The organism is Oribacterium sp. oral taxon 108 str. F0425, from assembly GCF_000214455.1.
In the GTDB taxonomy this organism is placed as follows: Bacteria; Bacillota; Clostridia; order Lachnospirales; family Lachnospiraceae; genus Oribacterium; species Oribacterium asaccharolyticum.
Window position 1 is genome coordinate 1581310 of record NZ_AFIH01000001.1, and the last position, 15720, is coordinate 1597029.

General features: G+C 43.8%; 8 protein-coding genes, 1 other RNA gene and 2 pseudogenes. 1 reads left to right on the forward strand and 10 read right to left on the reverse strand.

All coding sequences use genetic code 11. The features are described from left to right. Positions 1–15 precede the first annotated feature (15 nt). Positions 16–1089: a pyridoxal-phosphate-dependent aminotransferase family protein gene (locus tag HMPREF9124_RS07450; protein WP_009429702.1), complete on the reverse strand. Its 1074-nt coding sequence runs from the start codon at positions 1087–1089 to the stop codon at positions 16–18. After that, positions 1086–2017: pseudogene (locus tag HMPREF9124_RS07455) on the reverse strand (radical SAM protein). The gene HMPREF9124_RS07450 and the pseudogene HMPREF9124_RS07455 overlap by 4 nt, the downstream one beginning before the upstream one ends. 152 nt (positions 2018–2169) lie before the next feature. On the opposite strand from HMPREF9124_RS07455, the pseudogene HMPREF9124_RS07460 reads away from it, so the two are divergent. After that, positions 2170–2627: pseudogene (locus HMPREF9124_RS07460) on the forward strand (peptidylprolyl isomerase). A gap of 67 nt (positions 2628–2694) precedes the next feature. Here the strand turns inward: HMPREF9124_RS07460 and rnpB are convergent. The 8 genes from rnpB to HMPREF9124_RS07495 form a co-directional block, all read right to left on the reverse strand. Then, positions 2695–3027: RNase P RNA component class A (rnpB, locus tag HMPREF9124_RS11535), an RNA gene on the reverse strand. 60 nt (positions 3028–3087) lie between these two features. Next, on the reverse strand, positions 3088–6924 hold the full coding sequence (locus HMPREF9124_RS07465) for a UvrD-helicase domain-containing protein (RefSeq protein WP_009429210.1): 3837 nt from the start codon (positions 6922–6924) through the stop codon (positions 3088–3090). Then, positions 6917–10645 carry a PD-(D/E)XK nuclease family protein gene (locus HMPREF9124_RS07470; RefSeq protein ID WP_009427906.1) on the reverse strand — a complete coding sequence of 1243 codons (3729 nt, stop codon included), beginning with the start codon at positions 10643–10645 and terminating at the stop codon, positions 6917–6919. Before HMPREF9124_RS07470 ends, HMPREF9124_RS07465 begins: the two co-directional genes overlap by 8 nt. A gap of 93 nt (positions 10646–10738) precedes the next feature. Further along, positions 10739–11677 carry a nucleoside hydrolase gene (locus HMPREF9124_RS07475; protein ID WP_009428912.1) on the reverse strand — a complete coding sequence of 313 codons (939 nt, stop codon included), beginning with the start codon at positions 11675–11677 and terminating at the stop codon, positions 10739–10741. Between the two features lie 250 nt (positions 11678–11927). After that, positions 11928–12767 carry an ABC transporter ATP-binding protein gene (locus HMPREF9124_RS07480; protein ID WP_009428425.1) on the reverse strand — a complete coding sequence of 280 codons (840 nt, stop codon included), beginning with the start codon at positions 12765–12767 and terminating at the stop codon, positions 11928–11930. Then, a complete protein-coding gene (locus tag HMPREF9124_RS07485; protein WP_009427881.1) occupies positions 12761–13558 on the reverse strand; it encodes an ABC transporter permease in 798 nt (265 codons plus the stop codon). Before HMPREF9124_RS07485 ends, HMPREF9124_RS07480 begins: the two co-directional genes overlap by 7 nt. A gap of 2 nt (positions 13559–13560) precedes the next feature. Next, the gene (locus HMPREF9124_RS07490; RefSeq protein WP_009428462.1) at positions 13561–14391 is read right to left on the reverse strand and encodes an ABC transporter permease subunit; all 831 of its coding nucleotides are present in this window, start codon (positions 14389–14391) and stop codon (positions 13561–13563) included. Position 14392: 1 nt separating this feature from the next. Then, positions 14393–15718: an ABC transporter substrate-binding protein gene (locus tag HMPREF9124_RS07495; RefSeq protein ID WP_009427823.1), complete on the reverse strand. Its 1326-nt coding sequence runs from the start codon at positions 15716–15718 to the stop codon at positions 14393–14395. Positions 15719–15720 lie beyond the last annotated feature (2 nt).

Genomic DNA, 15720 nt, shown 5'->3' on the forward strand with positions numbered 1-15720 from the left:
TTATTTTCCTTTCCACTACAATAGTCCGCGCAACTTTAAATCTTGGAAAGCCTTCACCAAAGTGCTGTTATCCTCATGACTCAATGCTCCGATATGCCCTACACGGAAAAGATAGTCTCTTAACTCTCCTCCATTCGGGCAAACCCAAATTCCATACTCTTCTTTCAAGCGAAGAAAAATTTCATAGGCATTGGCGGAAAGCGGATGCAAAGGAGTTACCGCATTGGCAGGACTTTCTGAGATAAGCATAAAAGGCAGTCCCTTTATTTTCTCCCGAAAATCCTTTGCCTGGAGGGCTACTCTTTCCACTTCTTTATCTACACCGCCCAGTCTCTCAATCTCCTTAAGTCTTGCATTAATCTGCAGTAGAATTCCGACCGCCGGAGTAAAGGATGTCTGCCCTCTCTCCTGATCTTTCAGCATGGACTTTAAATTAAAGTACATACTTTTTGTTTTCAGACAATTCACTCTCTCTACCGCTTTTTCAGAAAAAACGATGATAGAAATCCCCGGAGGACAGGCCAGAACCTTTTGCGAACCGGTAATCATGATATCCGCCTTGACCTTATCCATATCAAAAGAATCCGCTAAAAAAGAGGAAACGCAATCGCAGACAAAAAATAAATGATTCTTCTCGCAAAATTCTCCAAGCATTTCGACATCATATAAAACCCCCGTAGAGGTTTCATCTACATTAACAAGAAGTCCCGTGAAATCCTGTCCGTCATATTCATAAAGCTTTTCTTTTCGCAGCTTTTTTCCATACTCAAGTGCAATCGAAACATAGGGAATTTCATGGATTTCACATAGATCGACAAAACGCTGTCCAAAGCTTCCCCCATTAATAACTAAAAGCTTATCCCTCTTGGTAAAACAGTTCATTATGACGGCTTCCATGGAGCCCGTACTGGAGCAAGTCATAAAGACAGCCCGAGCATTTCTCCCGGCCTTACTGTACTTCAGGATATACTTTTCATTTTCCAGCATGATTTCGGAGAAGTCTGTCGTTCTGAAATAAGGCAGCTGTTCCGCTCCGATAGAGAGAATCTCCTCTGATGTCATCACCGGGCCTACCGTAAAATTAATCATTTAGTTTTGTTCTCCTTAAAAGCTAAATTCTGCACACAAAAATCCGGTATAAAGCTTTCCTTTGCACTTTCTCCCTCTTGAATGAAAGCCTTTTCTATTCCCAAAGAAAGGGCATAATCCACGAGCCTTTGATATTCTTTTCCGAAGACTTTCCTGTTTATTTCCGGGAAACAGTCTAATGCTCCAAAAGGAGTATACTGTGAAAGAAGACTATATAGTATATGATTTCCATATCGGCAAAAACTATATTTTAATATCCGTTTTCCCTGATAAACCTGTCCCGGAAGAAGTAAATGTCGTAATATCACTCCTTTTTTTAATAATCCGTCCCGATAATAGAGCTCCGGACATTGTCGAACGACTTCTTCCAAAGCTTCCTTTGCGATTTCCGGATAATTCTTTGCTTTCGAATAGCGCTCAGCCAGACTCCCCTCCCAGTATTTAAAATCCATGAGGTAAATATCAACCAGTCCTTCCAATGCTTTTAGAGTCCGAGCGCTTTGATAGCCCGAAGAGTTCCAAACAAAGGGTAGTGAGAAGTCTTTCTTACGAGCAAGAAGCATGGCTTCTCGAACCCCCGGACTGTAATGCTCCGGTGTCACAAAATTGATATTATGACATCCTTCTGCTTCCAGTTGATAAAATACTTCCACCAGTTCTTCTACACTGAGTTCTTGCCCCGACTCTTTTCGGGAAAGCCTTTGGTTTTGACAATATACACAGGAGAGCCCGCAGGAGGAAAAAAAATGGTTCCGCTCCCCTTTGTTCCGCTAAGGCAAGGTTCCTCCCAAAAATGTGCTGCAGCTCGCCCGATGTGCATACTTGTTCCGGCCTTACAAAATCCCCTTTGTCCCTCTTCTCTATTTACTTTGCATGCTCTTCCACAGAGTTCGCAAGAGCGGTAAGAAAAGCCACTAGCTTCATCCATTAATTCTCTCTACTCCCCTTATCCATCTAAATCCAAGCTTTCCCATGAGTCTTTCTTGTGTATTAGCTTGAAAGCTGTTACAATCCCCTTGTTATCATTATCGTGTAAATAAAAGGAGAACTAAAATGGCTAATCCTATTGTACGAATTACCATGGATAGTGGCAAGACTATTCGCTTAGAATTATACCCTGAAATTGCTCCCGTTACGGTGGAAAATTTTCTGGATTTGGTAAAAAAGGCTTTTATAACGGCCTGACCTTTCACCGCATTATCCCGGGCTTTATGATTCAGGGCGGTGACCCTTCCGGAAACGGCACAGGCGGTCCCGGATATAAAATCAAAGGAGAATTTCGCTCTAACGGCGTAAAAAATGACCTTAAACATGAACGTGGAGTAATTTCCATGGCAAGAGCCTTTGATCCGAACTCTGCAGGCTCCCAATTCTTCATTATGCATGAGGATGCTCCTCACTTGGATGGGGAATATGCCGCCTTTGGGAAGGTGATTGAAGGGCTCGATACGGTTGACGAAATCGCTTCCGTAGAAACAGGTTTTCAAGATGCTCCGGTCAATAAAGTAATCATGGAAAAAGTCGAGATTGAAGAATAAAAATAAGCCATTCTGCACTTTGCCTATGGCCGTAATAGCTAAGAAAAAAAGCCCCCTCGAAAGAGGGGGCTAAAGTATTGCTATAAGCCGGGTTATGTTTAAAATGGTCATCTATCTAGGACTTATGTCACCATAAGCCTCAAGCGGTCTACCCGAGAGCAGACGAGCAGCCTTATGCCCTCTGTTGACCTTGCTTCGGATGGGGTTTACATAGCATCCTCCGTTACCGGAGAACCGGTGATCTCTTACATCGCCTTTTCACCCTTACCGTTTAAACGGCGGTTCTTTTCTGTTGCACTTTCCTGTGAGTCGCCTCAACCTGACGTTATCAGGCATCCTGCTCTGTGAAGCCCGGACTTTCCTCTCCCGGTTTCCCGGCAGCGACCATTCACAATACTTTAAGGCTCTAGTTTACTCTAGGATGCCCCCTCCGTCAATCCGGAATTCTCGCCATATCCTCCTACAGAATTCTCACCATATCCTCCCGGGGCAAAATCTCCACTTCCTCCCCAAGATAAAAGGAATAGAGCACTCTTCTCTTTACCTTTTTTCCGAGAATGGCTTCCAGGGCATCGCTGTAAAGCATAATTTGCTTTTGGTACCTTTCTCTCAGCTCTTCTCCCTCTCTTACACGATCCGTCTTATAGTCCACGAGGATAATTCCGTCATCCTCCACAATAAAAGCATCGATAATTCCCTGTAAAAGCACCTCATCCTCTTCCACCCTTTCCGGAAATAAAGAATGATAAGGCAGCGCCCTCATAAAATGCTTCTCCCGGAAAAGTCGTTTTTCCTGATACGCTTTTTTAAAACATTCTCCAAGGCTTGAGGAAAGAAAAGTCTGAAACTGCTCTTTGTTTAAAAGACTCAGTTCTTCCTCACCTAAGATAGAGGGAAGTTGTTCCGGGCCCTTAGTGTAGTCAAAAAGAGCCAGTGCATGGTGAAAGCTGTCTCCGATTTTCGCTCCAAGACCCTTCTCTCTTTTTTCCGTATTTCTTTCATACACTTGCCGATTTTTTCCACTTTTTTCCGCCTCGCTAAGCCCTTCGCTTTCTCCTCCCGTTTCACCCTCTTTATCCCCTTGTTCCTTTACTGCCTCAATCGCCTGCTTCTTTAAGAGGGAGACGGCATACTTCGGATAGAGATGCGTACTTTCCTCATGCGGATATCGGTAAGAAAAATCCTTATCCCACTCCTCTTCTTCCACAGTTTTTTCATGATTTTCCGCTAAATAAGAATATAGCGCGTCTTTAAAGGAAAACTTTTCTCCTTCCTCTTCCTCTTTCTTTTCAGAAAGGGCTTCTCTTGTAAATGTACGCAGTTTCACAAGCGGGTTTTCCAAACTCTCCGTAAAGCTTCTTGAAAAGGCCAGCATAATAAAATCCAAATAAGAATTCGCCCCTCTTATCTCTTCCGTCTTAATGTCTTCGTTCAGCGGGTGCTTTTCCAGATAAGAAGCAAGATTTTTTATCACTCCCGTCATGACGAGCTTTTCTTCCGCTCTTGTCATCGCAACGTAGAGCAATCTAAGCTCCTCCGCCTGATTTTCTTCCTCCATTTTTTCCTTTATGGCAGAGAGCTGTAAAGAAGGATATTGGATTCTTGTTTCCTGATCCAGATAGTTAGAGGCCATGCCAAGCTCTTCATCGAGCAGGATGGACTCTCGTAAATCCTGCTTGTTGAAATTTTTTTGTATGGAAGAAAGGAATACAACCTTGAATTGCAGGCCCTTCGACTGATGAATGGACATAATACGAAGAAGGTCATCCTTTTCCGAATAAATATTCGCCTCTCCCTCGTCATACTCCTTCTGCTTTGCCTTTTCGATATAACGAATGAAATAGAACAGCCCGCTGAAGCTCCCCTTTTCAAACTGCAGAGCATCCTCAATCAGTTGGTCAAGGTTTGCCCTTCTCTTCTCTCCCATGGGAAGCGCAGAAACGTAAAGATAGTAAGAAGTTTCCTCATAAAGAAGGGTTAAAAGCTCATGAACGCGAAGATTTCGGGAAAGCCTTCTATAGCGCTCCAGTTTCGTGCAAAAATCCTTCCATTTCTCATAGAGCGCTTGGTCAAGTGGCGCTTGCACCTGCAATGGATTCTCTTTTTCACTGCATATATTTTCACCGGAAATAGTTTCATTGTGTTTATTTCCACTACATACATTTTCACTACCGATATTTCCATCGGCAATAGCCTCCAAAGAAATGCAGAGTGCCTCGGAAAGGCTTCCGTACGCGATTTTTAAGCTGCAAAGCTCCTCATCCGTAAAGTGAAACATAGCTGAATGAAGAACGGCGGCAAGCGGAATATCCTGCTTCGGGTTATCGATAATGGAAAGCATGGCAAGAACCGTCTCCACCTCAACCTGCGAGTAGTAACCGTCCGAACTCACCGCAAAGCTCGGGATTCCCTCCTCGGAAAAGATGTCCACCATCTCCTTTGCCACTTTCTTCGGAGAGCGAAGCAGAATAACCATGTCCTTATACTGTATATTCTTTTTATGCAATTCCTTCACACGGGAAGCAATCATACGGCACTCTAACTGCAGGTCGGTCTCCTTCTCTAAGCCGGCCTCTCCGCCCTTTTCTCCTTGCTTTTCCTCCTTCTTGCCCTTCGCCTTTTCTTCCTCTGTTTGTTCCCCTTTCTTTTTTTCGGGCTTGTTCTCTTCCTTTTCCAAAAGGAGAAACTCTGTCTGAGAGTCCGTATCTTCCTTTTCTTCTCTCCCCTGAAAAAGACTGCTGTCCCTATCATACTCGATTCCGCCGAGTTCCTTTTTCATGATACGGAAAAAACAGGCATTTACCGCATCGATAACGCCTTTTAAGGAACGGAAATTCTTCTGCAAAAAGATTTTGGGATAGCTTTCATCATAATATTTCCGAAGGAAGAGCTCCGGTCTTGCCATACGAAAGCGGTAAATACTCTGTTTTACATCTCCGACCTGAAAGACATTCCCCTCCGAAAAGCGTTCTTTGGATAAGGCAGACACAAGATATTCCTGCACCATATTGGAATCCTGATACTCATCTACGAGAATCTCCGTATACTCCTGTGCCAATTCGTCCGCAAGGGTGCTGAAGTGAAGCACACCGTCTTTTTCCGTATAGAGAAGTTTTAGCGCAAAATGTTCAAGATCCGAAAAATCCAGAATATTTCGTTCCAGCTTTTCTTTTTGATAACGCGCATGGAACAGAAGGGTAAGACGGATTGCCTCCTGCAATAAAGTTTTTCCCTCTGTTTCCGCCTTTTCTTCTATCTCCTCAGGAATCAGAATATAGTTTTTCTGCCATTTCTGTACGAGCGCCTTTACCGCGTTTCTTCTACCTTTAACCTCCTCTTTTCTCTCCGCCCTGGAATTCTTTATGCGGCTAAAGGAAATCGTCTGTATTTCTTCAATTGTACGGCGAAGAATAGCCCCTGCCTCCTCTGATTTCTCTAAAATCTCCTCTGCTTTCTCTAAAAGCTTCGCTGCTTCTCCGCCACTTTCGCTCTCTTTCCTTTCCAAAATCTCTTCCGTATTTTCTTTTTGAGAAGACCGGATTGCCTTTACTCTTAAAAGGCTTTGATAATCTTCCTCCACCGTCACAAGATACTCGGAAGGCCCCCCCTCTTCTGAACAAATCCGGATAGCCTCCCTAAGCGTTTCTATCGCTTCCTCCACTCGCTTCCTGATGCTCGCGAGGAGATAGTTTTTCCAAGCACTGCTGCTGTTCTCGGAAAGCGTCTTCAGATACTTTTCCGGAAAGGGACTGGCAATAGCAAGGTAATACAGCTTTAAAATAATCTCCTGTATTCCCTTATCCTGTTTTCCCGTGGAATAGCGGTCTACAAAAGAAAGAAAGCTTTCCTCCTTCTTCCCGTATTCCTCTTCTAAAAGCTCTTCTACAATATCTTCTTTAAGGAGGGCGAGCTCATTTTTCTCTCCGATACGAAAATTCGGTTCAATACCGAGGCTCGTGTAGTTTTCCTCTATCAGCCTCTTACAAAAGGCATCAATGGTACTGATATTCGCATTCGGCAGTTCCGCTATTTCTCGTTCAATATGCGGATCTCTATTCTCTAAAAAGGCTTCCTTTAAGCGTGCCTTGATCCTTTCCTTCATTTCCGATGCGGCAGCTTCCGTAAAGGTCATAAGCACCACGGAAGAGAGGCTGATTGGATGCTCTTTATCAAGGAGGCGATCAATGACATGCTCTACCAGTACTGCGGTTTTTCCGGATCCTGCTGCCGCGGAAACCAGTAAATTCCCTTTTCTGTGGGAAATGACTTCGCTTTGTTCCTTTGTCCATTTACTCATCGCCATCCTCCTTTCTCGTCTCTATATCTTCCTCTGTTTCCCCTTTTGTCTTCTTTAGAATCTCTTCCCAGAGTTCTTCGTCTGTTCGGGAATCGGGACTTCGGTATCGGAAATTCGGGAGATCCTCATCAAAACCGCAGATACTGTGATAAGGACAGTAGCTGCAAGAAGTAATATCCCCCTCTTTTCTTATCGGGGAAATCCCTTTCTCCCCCTCTTTAATGCGTTTAGCGCCTTCAAGCATTTCCTTCCTGGCAAATGCCAAAAGAGCTTCCAACTTTTCGGAAGAAACAGCCGCTCCTTTTTCCTCAACCTCGCCGTTTTTACACTGCACGGGAAGTAGAAGGCTTTCCCCTTCCCTCTTTTCCAGATGTGAAAGACTCTCCTCGGAGAAATTCACAAGCCCGGACGGTTTAAACGCCTTTAAACGCTCCTTATCGGGATCACTGTCCTTATCATAAGGAATGACGGGGTTCTCCATGGTAAAATAGAAAAGTGCCGAAGGAAGCACTTCCCGATTCGAATTTTTCTCTTTTTCCCTTTGCAGAACATAATCCATATAAAGCGGAAGCTGTAAATCCAGTCCTGCGAAAAGATTTTTCAAAGAAAACGCTTTCTTTCCGCTCTTATAATCGATGACCTTCAAAAAAAGCGTTTTCCGATCCTCCGACAGATATTCGTCCACCCGGTCTATTCTTCCTCGAAGCTGCAGTCCCTCCTCTTCCATCTTGAACTCTTCTTCCACGGCTTTCGGTCTGAAATCTCCGCCCAAAAGCTGCTTTCCGAGCGCCCAAAGGATTCTTCTTCCATTTTTCTGAAGCTTCATTCGTAAATATTCGTTTCTTCCGCCGGAAAGGAAGAGACTGAATTCCGGATCCTGCCAAAGTTCCTCTAAAACCTCGTTTAAAATTTCTTCCAGCTTTTCTCCGAAAGCCTCCTCCATATCCTTCCTTCTCATCAGCTTCCTAAAGAAAAGCTCCAGCATTCTGTGATAGAGATTTCCGATAGTAAAAGCCTGTACTTCACTTGTTTTTCTATCCTTAAGATTCAGGCCACATTGCAGAAAATGGGCATAAGGACAGGAATAAAAGATTTCCATACGACTTACGGAACCTTTTAGGATTTCTCCATAGAGTGCCAGGCTCATCTCCTTCGTAATACGCTCTTCCGTATTTTCAAAGAAAATCCCCTTCAGTATCTTCTTCACTTCCTCGCGATATTCTTCCCTGTTCCATAAATAATGTAAAAGCCGGAAACTCTCCGTTTTAAAACGATGAACAATTTCTTCTTTCTGTAAGTAAAGACTCTTTCCTGTACATTTTTTAGGAAGTTCTTCTACCAACTCTTCCAAAGCTCTCTTTCCATTATAAATCGGGAGTTTTTGCCTTTCGGAATAGATGATTTTCAAGTCCGAAAAAAGTGGAAAGAGCTCTTTCAGATAGGGCGATGCCTTTCCGCTTTTTCCATTTCGAACTGCTCTCGGGTACGACAAATAGAGCCTTTCTTTCGGCGTAAGAAAAGCCTTATACACATAATATTTCTCAATATAACTTTCCTCCCAGGAAAGCGGAGAAAGCCGGTATCCGCTCTCCCGTAAAAATTCTCTTTCTTTTTCCGTGAAAATAATCTTCTTCCCCATTCCTTTCGGAAGAAATTCCGAGCTTAATCCCAAGAATAAAAAGGCCTTCGGATTGTGAAAACGGGAGCGCCGTAAATCTCCGACCACAACTTGATCCAGTGTTGCCGGTATCTGTCTTAATTTTTCCAGAGAAAATGCAAGATCAAAGAGCTTTCCGAAAGATTTTTTCGAAATGGAAATTTCGCCGAGACTTTCCCTCATTTTTTCCATCATTTCCAAAATGATTCCTATGCTCTTTTCAAAGCTCTCCTCCCTATTTTCCATGCCTTCTTCCGAGAGGAAGGAAAGTGATTCTAAAAGCCTGTTTTCCAAATCCGTCTTTTCCAGAAGTTCGGATAGACTGTCTATCCTGTCCTTAAGAACTAAACCTTTCTCCTTGTTCTCCTCTTTTTGCTGTGTCTCCCCCTCCTGCTTCTCCTCGCTTTGCTCCTTTTCCCCCTTCTTCTCCGCACTTTTTCTGTTTCTCTCATAAAAGGCAATAAGGCATGCCAAGTCCCTATGGGCTAGATAGTCTTCTGCGTTCTTTTTAGGCTTTTCGAGAATGTTTCCCTCTTTATTCCGTGCGCCCGGCTGAAGATCACTATTCTTTTCTCCATTCTTTTCTTCCTCTGTCTCATCTTCCTCCGGTTTTAGTAAGGAAGAAAAGGCCGGAAGCCCTTTCAATCCTCTTTCTCTTGCAATATTTTCCCATCGGTCCACCAGCTCTTCTTCCCCGGCTCCCCGATAAGGAAAGGCACGAAGATAGCGAAATACCGTATCAAAAAGGAAGCCCTTTTCGAGGACCAAAAGAGCACTCCGAAGCACCTTCCCGTAAGGAGAATCCATAAGCTTGATATCCTCCTCCAGAAAAAAGGGAATTTCCAAATCCTTCCATTTTCTAAATAAAATGTCCCGATAGCTTTCCGGATCCGGAACAATCACGGCAATATCCCGATAGCGATAGCCCTCATCCTTTACGAGAGCGCGAATCTCTACTGCCGCTTCCTCCACCTCTCTTAGAATATTCGGGCATTCGCGAAGCGTAATCCCGAAAGGTCGAATCTGCTTCTCTTTTTGCTTCTCTTCTTGCTCCGTCTTTTCGAAGGATTTAACGTCCCTTTTCTCCTGCCCTCTGCAGGCTCTCTCTACTTCCGCCTTTCCATACGCATAGTCATCGCAGATTTTCTGAAGCGCCGGTATTTTTTCAAAGCGAGGATAGACCTCACCCTCTTTCCGTCTCTCTCCGCTAATGCTGTCATAAAGATTTACATTAATCGCAGGGAGGACTTTTACGTTCAGTTTTAAGGCAAGCTCCTCTACTTCCTTTACTGCATCCTTTGTCAGGTAAAAAAGAGAAGACATATCTCCCTTCTCATAGAGATTTCCCTCTTCCCGACTGCGAATTTCCAGAGAAATCAGGATGTTATTCTCTCCTTCCATAAGGATTTCAAGACATCTGAGCTCGGAAACGGTAAAACCGGTAAAGCCGTCCAAAAGAAAAGTCGCATTTTTGTAATTCGGATCCTGTAAAACCTGCTCTAAAGCAAGGTCTTGAATCCCTTCCTCGGTATATTTCCCGTGTTCCAAAAGCCAGTTTAAAAAGCCCGCATAAAGAAGCGCCATATCATGGAGCTTTGCTCCTGTCAGCTTTTTAACGGACTTAAGCGCGCAGTTGCTTAGATTCTCCGGGCTTATCCCATATTGCATACATTCCGAAATAAGAGACTTCGCTTCCTCGAGAAACCCCGGTTTATCGATTTCTCCCTGAAAATAAAGCAGATTGCGATTGTATTTTTCCGCCACAAGAGAAAGAACCATGACTTTTCCCATTTCATCGAGAGCCTTCGGCACTGTTTTGTTCCTATGAGAAAAACTGGCATAATAGAGCCTTTGGAAGCTTAAAACATCAAGATTGATGATTCCTTTTCCCTTATTGTTTTCATGCATTACAATCCTTTTTTGCATAGCAAGGGTATCCTGCTCCGGAACCAGGTAGTAGACATTGTGGTTTAAGTCCTTTTCCGCCTCTTCCAGGGCCTTCCTAACACAAAACTCCGTCTTACCCGATCCGCTTGCTCCGAAAACGAATTGTAATGTAGACATACTGTGCTCCTTCTATTTTTACTGATTTTTGCTTTCTTATCATTTCAAATTTCTAATATCAAGTAAAACAGGATTTTCAAAAATATCGAAGTATTAAGCAAAGGCCTCCAGCATCTTCCGCTTTACTTCCTCTTTTTCCTTGATTTCTCCAAAGTAAAGTTCTCTTCCTAAGTCTTTTTCTTCCGGACAGCCTGTTTTCAGACTCTCTTCCAAGTATCCTCTTTTCAGATTTTCTTCCGTAATATATATGTTTTTCTTACTCTTCCGAAAAAGCTCCGGATAAAAATAATAGAGGACGGTCGTCATATCCCAGTTGTAAAATCCTTTGATGCCGTACTCCCTGTCATTATAAGCGAACCAATCACTCTCCTTCTTTAAAATATATTGGCCGAGACTTGAATTTTCAAGTCTCTCTTTGAAATCGGAATAAGAGGTCATAACGGCAAGGCAGGCATTTCCCGTAATGATATGAAGATTCTCTCCGTTTTGGAGAACGAGGGTAGATGCCTTATAGTCTACGGAGAAATTGAGCTCCTTCATTTCCTTTTTTTCGAAAATGAGCGGTGCGGTGATTCCTCCCATAAAGTACATTCCCTTAATGAGACTAAAAAATTCGGGATCCAAAACAAAGGCTCCCGCAATATTTGTTAGAGAGCCAGTCACAATCAAATCAATTTCATGCGGATAGGCTCTGGCAAGCTTTACAAGATTTCGAGAGCTTTCCGAGTCCCAGTCTTCCGGTTTTAATCCTCCAAGCCATAAGGGAATATCCTCTCTATTCCTTTCCCTAAGCATCGTCCTCGTATTTTCATAAACGACCTTGGTTCGGTTGTTTCCAAAGCTTGCACTGACGGCCAAAAGCTCGATGTCCTCTCTTCCAAGAAGATAGAGGAGGCACAGTCCGTCATCCATATCACAGCCCGGAATTCCCATGGTATTGTCACAGTCAAAAATGATTTTTCTCTTATTTTCGTTTTGCCTTGCACTATTTTGCATTTCCGTTTTTTCTGTTTCTATCTTTTCTGTTTCCACCTTTACTCCTCCAAAAGTTCTTCTTTAGAAAATAGAATAACTCCCTTTTCCGCTTGAAGCACCATCCTATACGGCACTTGCTCTATTTCCAGGGGTCTGTCCAGCAAATTATGAAGGACAAGACCACTTTCATTTTTCCAAAAAACTCTCCAGCTGTCTCCGATACACTGGGAGCTTATCGGATAAAAAAGAGAAGCGTTGTCATGAGCCGGAGCTTCCGATGCCCTCTGAAACTTGAGCTGTCTCTCTCTTAGGAAAAGAGAATACTCTCCGTCCGGCTTGTCCTTTGCAACAAGAGACTGCGCTGTGCACGAATGATCGTTGTTAAGAATAGGAAAAAAGGCATCTTAAATTCTCCCCTTTCCACCCTTCCGGGAAGGAAGTTGGCTTCCCCCATAAATTTTGCCGCATAGACGGTTTTCGGGGCATAGAAAAGCTCTTCCCCTCTTCCGCATTGCAGAATTTCTCCCTCTTTCATTAAAGCAATTCGGTCGGAAAGGCGCAGGGCTTCCTCATGGTCATGTGTGACAAGCAAAACGGAAAGGCCTCTCTTCTCCCGCAAATGAAGGAGAAGCTCTCCCATTTCCTTTCGAAGATTCGGGTCCAAAGATGAAAACGGCTCATCGAGGAGGAGCAGTTCCGCATTCTGGGCAAGTGCTCTCGCAATGGCCACCCTCTGCTTCTGCCCTCCGGAAAGACTTTCTATCGTTCTCTTTGAAAAACCTTCCAGGCTCACGAGAGAAAGAAGCTCTTCTACTATTTTCCGTTCTTCCGTCTTGTTCTTTTTTTGAAAATGCAGGGGAAAGGCAATATTTTCCCCGACCGTTAGGTGCGGAAATAAACGGAGGTCCTGAAAGACCACCGTACAATCTCTTTTTTCGGGAGGAAGCTTAGTCAGATCTCTTCCGTTCAGAAAAACGCTCCCCGAAGAACTCGGAATGAGCCCCAGTACAGCTTTAATCAAGGTACTCTTCCCACAGCCGCTGACACCGAGAAGGCTAAAGATTTCTCCTTTTTTTATTTCCAAGGAGCAGTCCTTTACAATAGGACTCCCTTCCAAGTACACATTCAGATTTTCAATTTTTAACATGCTTTTTCTCTCCTTTTTAAGCCTCGCAAAAGCATTTCCATAAGAAGAAAGAGCAGGAAACTGCTCAGTAAAAAGAGCAGTCCGTAAACGCTTGCGAGATTTCTTTCTCCGCTCTGAATAAAGGGCACCATAATAAGACTTAAAGTCTTCAGCTTCCCTCCGCCAAGAAGCACCGTTAAGATGTACTGGCTCATGGAAAGAATAAAGGACATCATAAATGCGGGAATGAGGTAAGGAAAGAGCAAGGGAATTGTCACCTTAAACAGCAAATAGAAGCCGCTCGCTCCGAATACTCTTCCCTGCTCTTCTAAACGCTTGATTTGACTCTGCATTCCCTCCGTAAGATAAGTTGTAGCATATGGCAGGCTGTACAACACATGGGAGAGAAAGACCGAAAAGTAGGCATTTTTAAAGGGAAGGCGCAGGAAAAGAATCTGTGCTCCCATGGCAAAAACCGAAGACGGAATCATAAAAGGAAGGAATATACAAAAAGAAAGCAAGCTACTCTCTTTGTGTTCACTTTGCCATTTTGCGGTGCAATAGGCAGCCATTATAGTGCATAAAGACACCATGACGGAAAAAAAGATACTGAATAGGCAATTAATAAAAAGAGCCTTTCTTTGAAAGAGAATACTCCGAATCGCTCTCAAAGAGTAGTTTCCGGGGAGTATCCCCGGCCATGTGTAGCGCTCGGAAAAGCTCAGTAAAATAAGGACCAGAAAAGGAAAAACAATCGAAAACAGAAACAATATGCGTATCAGCTGATACGCCGGATTTTTCTTAGCAAGCATAGTTATCCTTTCTTCTTCGGTAAAAAGCGGAAATAAAAGAAGGAAAGCAGGAGCGAGAAAAGGAGCATGATTCCGTTATAGCTTAGTGCAGTCGGTCGATTCATAAATCCTCTTTGCAGTTCCTGATAGGCCAGGACGCTAAGGGCCCTCTCCGTTGTATTTCCAAGAAGATAGGGAAGATCAAAGCTTCCGAAGGAAAAGGAGAAAATAATAAAAAAAGCCGCAAGATACTGCCGAATCGATAAAGGCAGCGTAATAAAAAAGAAGCTGTATAAGGGACTCGCTCCCATGGTTCTCGCGGCTTCTCCCAACTTTCCGTCTACCGAATAGGCAAGCGGTAAAGCGAAAAAAAGCATAAAGGGTAATTCCTTCCAGATGTAACCAAGGATCACCCCTACTCCAAAACGGTCATAGACGAACTCCGGAAAAGCACTTTGGTCGGAAATCAGTTTTAACGCATAAAAAATCCTTGCCATAAATCCGTTTTGCGAAAGGAAAAAGAGCAGAAAAAGCGCCACCAAGCTATGCGGCATAATAATCGCAAGCTGTAATATCGACTTTAAGCTGTCCCATTTTTCCGAAAAATGTAAAATCAAAAAAGAACAAAGAAGCGCAAGAAGGAGCGTAAAAAGGGAGGATAAAAAGGAAATCCGCAATGTATAGAAAATAGAGGGGAGCGTATCCCCTCTAGTAAAAATCTCCTTATAATGCGCTATACTAACATGTCCCTCAACAGTAAAGCTGTCCCAAAGCCCCAAAAACAAAGCCAGTAAAAAAAGCCCTGTAAAGAAAAGCTGCGGCAAGAGATAAAGAAAGGAGAAATTCTTTTTCATTTTACTTTCCTGCAACTTCTTCCTGCCAGATTTCCTCAATAATCGGAACCAGCCCTGCCGGCATTTCCGGAAGGCGCTTACTTAAAAGCTCACTCTGCGGAAGAACTCCCTGTCCGAGATCCACCTTGGAAAACTCATCCTGCACCTCTTTAGAAAGCTTGGCATTGTCGAGTACCGGAATAGTCTTCAAAGTCTTATAGCGGTTTAACTGTACTTCCGGAGCCATCATCGCATTGATTGCCACTTCTGCGGCAGCTCTGTGCTTTGCATTCTTGGAAATGGCAATGTAGTTCGTGTTTCCGATTGTTCCCTTGTCGAACAGGAAGGTCTTCGTATCGGGGGAGAAACTGCCGTCCTGAATGCCGTTTGCCACGATATATGCGGAATAGCTCATGCCCATGATAAGTTCTCCGTCGGAATACATATTCATCATCGTCGGTGCGGACTCCGGATAGGTCTTTCCTTCCTTCCAAAGGTAAGGAGCAAGCTCCTTCAAGTACTCCATTGCCGGCTTAACAAGTTCTCTTACTGCTTCCTTGTCTTCCTTAACAGTCTGGAACTGATCAACCCCCACAATATCATAGATTACATTACGGACAAAGGCGGAACCGGTAAAGTCGGGAAGTGCCGGATAGGTAATCTTTCCGGGATGTGCTTTCGCGAATTCCAAAAGCTCCGCGGTATTCTTCGGGAACTCTCCAACCTTGCTGTCTCCGTATAAAACAAGCTGTGCTTTGCCATAGGGCGCTTCATAGCCGTTAATCGGATAAGAGAAGTCTGCCTTGGTTTCCGGATCATCCTGATTGATATACTCCTTAAAGTTCGGCAACTCCGCTGTAAACGGACCATAAAGATAATCGTTTTCCTTAGCTGTCTTAAAATTCTCTCCGTTAATCCAGATCATGTCAATATCGGATTCCGTGCTTCCCGCCTTCTTCTCTGCAGAAAGCTGCGTCAAAATATCTTCAATCCCCATGGGAACACGATTCAGGGTGATGTCATAATTTTTCTTCAAATACTCTGCATAAAAGCCGTCCAACCACTGGTTTAAACGGTCATCTCCGCCCCAACCGTAGAAATTTACAGTCTGCCCCTTGGCTTCCTCTACAAGCTTATCAAAGGCTTCCGAACCGCTTTCTTCCGCCTTCTCCTTTGCCTTCTCTTCCGCCTTCTCTTCCGCCTTACTCTCTCCTACTGCTTTTGTTTCCTCCGCCTTCGCCGTAGTAGTGGAAGTTTCCGCTTTCTTTCCGCCGCAAGCGGATAAAGCGAGCACTCCTGCCATAGCCATTGCTGTAAGGCGAGAAATCATTCGTACATTCTTTTTCATAC